This is a genomic window from Streptomyces sp. NPDC005899, from assembly GCF_040629645.1.
Classification (GTDB): Bacteria; Actinomycetota; Actinomycetes; order Streptomycetales; family Streptomycetaceae; genus Streptomyces.
In genome coordinates this window covers 1-2,385 of the sequence record NZ_JBEXWB010000590.1, presented here as the reverse complement: position 1 = coordinate 2,385, position 2,385 = coordinate 1, and the positions used below count along the sequence as shown (strand labels likewise).

The 2,385-nt window shown below is 76.0% G+C and carries 2 protein-coding genes; both read right to left on the bottom strand.

What is annotated here, in order from left to right:
* Window positions 1–489, bottom strand: a 489-nt coding sequence (locus tag ABZ371_RS31750; protein ID WP_358686215.1) for a DUF485 domain-containing protein, incomplete at its 3' end; no start/stop codon positions are given.
* 146 nt (window positions 490–635) lie between these two features.
* Window positions 636–2,291 carry an MFS transporter gene (locus ABZ371_RS31745; protein ID WP_358686217.1) on the bottom strand — a complete coding sequence of 552 codons (1,656 nt, stop codon included), beginning with the start codon at window positions 2,289–2,291 and terminating at the stop codon, window positions 636–638.
* Between the last annotated feature and the right edge of the window lie 94 nt (window positions 2,292–2,385).

Here is a 2,385-nt window from a genome sequence, read left to right as displayed (position 1 = left end):
GGCCCGGCCGCGCAGGACGGCGGAGAGCGGGTCGACGGTGCGCCGGGCGGTCCACTCGTACAGGGCGACGGCGACGAGGGCGACCGGGAGTTGGCCCAGCCCGAGGACCAGTCCCGTGGTCAGGGCGCCGCCACCCACGGGACGGGTCATCAGGCCGGGCGCGTATCCGGACAGCAGCAGGAAGAGCGTGAAGTAGCCGAGGGCGGTGAACGTCGAGACCCGGCGCAGCACCCGGTAGGCCGTGCGCAGCCGACGGAGGTCGCTGTGCCGGCCCGGTGCGGAGACCGGGCCGGGGGTGGCGGCCGGGCGGTGCGGGGGCGGCTGCGGTGACGAACTCTGCCAGGGCAGGAGGTATTCGCCGGGATACGGGGGCGGCTGCGGCCGGTGCCGCGGTGTGCGCGCCCCCGGCGGGCGGGGCGGTGGGGGGCCGGGCTGCCCGGGTCGTCGGCGGGGCGGGTATGGAGGCGGCTGCGGGTGCTCGTACGGCATCTGGTGCTGCTCCTTGCACGGCTCGGGCCCGGGGACGGACTGCAAGGCAGGAGCGCGGGCGCGCTCTCGGGAGCGCGAACGTTACTCGCGAGTACGGCGACTGGGGAGGGCTGCGCCCGAACTACCCGCGGTAATGGGGGAGTTGCCTAGTCCTTCACCGCCCGGTCCCGGGACGCGGCGGCTGCGCCGTGCTCGGGGAGGACCGGGAAGCGACGGGGCGCCACGAGGACGAGCACCAGCAGGGCCAGCACGGCCGCTCCGGCGGCACCCACGAACACGTGGTCGACGGCCGCGTCGACCGCCCGCCGCAACCGGTCCGAGGCGGCGGCGGACAGGGCGGCCGGGTCCTCCAGGGCGTGCGGGACCGCGTCGAGGCCTCCGGACAGCCCCGGTACGGGGGCGGACGCCAGCCGGGAGGCGAGTACGCCGTTGGCCACGGCTCCGAAGAGCGCGGCGCCCAGGCTCTGGCCCACCTGGCGGCAGAACAGGACGGACGCCGTCGTCGTCCCCCGCTCGGACCAGCCGACGGTCGACTGGACCGCGACGATCAGGGGCAGCTGGAACAGCCCGAGCGCCGCTCCGAGCAGCAGCATGAGCAGGGCGGGATGCCAGGCGGCCCCGGGGAAGGGCAGGAGCGGGAAGGCCAGCAGGACCAGCAGGGCGCCGGTCATGCCGGTGATCGCGGTGCGCCGGAAGCCGACGCGGTTGTAGATCCGGTCGGCGAACGCCGCGGACACCGGCCAGCTCAGGGTCATCGCCGACAGGACGAAACCGGCGGCGATCGGGCCGAGTCCGAGCACCGACTGCGCGTACGTGGGCAGGAAGACCGTGGGGGCGACCATGAGCAGCCCCATCGCGCCCAGGGCCAGATTGACCGAGGCGATGGTGCGGCGCCGCCAGACCCACCCCGGGATGACCGGTTCGGCCGCCCGCCGCTCGATGACGACCGTCAGGACGGCCAGTGCGGCACTCGCCCCCAGCAGCCCTAGGGATGGAGCGGAGATCCACGGCCAGGCCACCCCGCCCTGGACGAGCGCGGTCAGCAGCAGCGCCCCGGTGGCGAAGACGGCGAGGGAGCCCGCCCAGTCGACGGGAGGGCGGGTGGCGGGCCGCGGCCGGACCGGCTCGTGCAGGTGACGGACCACCAGCAGGAGGGCGACGGCCCCGACGGGGAGGTTGACGAGGAAGATCCAGCGCCAGTCCGCGTACGCGGCGAGCAGTCCGCCCAGCGCCGGGCCCGCCACTGACGAGGTGGCCCACACGGTGGACAGCCGGGCCTGGATGCGCGGGCGCTCCTTCAGCGGGTACAGGTCGGCGGCGATCGTCTGCACCGTGCCCTGCAACGCGCCTCCGCCGAGCCCCTGGACCACGCGGAACGCGATCAGTGCGGCCATGTTCCACGCGGCGGCGCAGAGGAGGGACCCGGCCAGGAACAGGACGATCCCGGTGATGAGGACGGGTTTGCGGCCGAAGGTGTCGGAGAGCTTCCCGTACACGGGCAGGGTGACGGTCACCGCCAGGAGGTAGCCGGAGAACAGCCAGGAGAACACGGCGAATCCGCCGAGGTCGCCGACGATCTGCGGGACGGCGGTCGCGACGATGGTGCCGTCGATGGCGGCGAGGCCCATGCCGAGCATGAGGGCGGCGACGACGGGACGGCGGCTGCGGGCGGTGGCGGCCGGACCGGCCCCCTCCGGCCGGCCGGCCGGCCCCTGCCCCTCGTCCCCACCGCCCGGCCCTCCGCCCGCTCTTCCGCCCGGTCCTGCGCCCGGGGTGCGGGGAGCGGTGCCGGGGGTGGTCACCGGCTCCGGGACGGGGCCGGCCGCGGTGCCGGTGGGGCGGTCGCGTGCCGCACGTGCGCGGGGGCCGGGGTCGCCGCCCGGCCTCCCCGGTCCC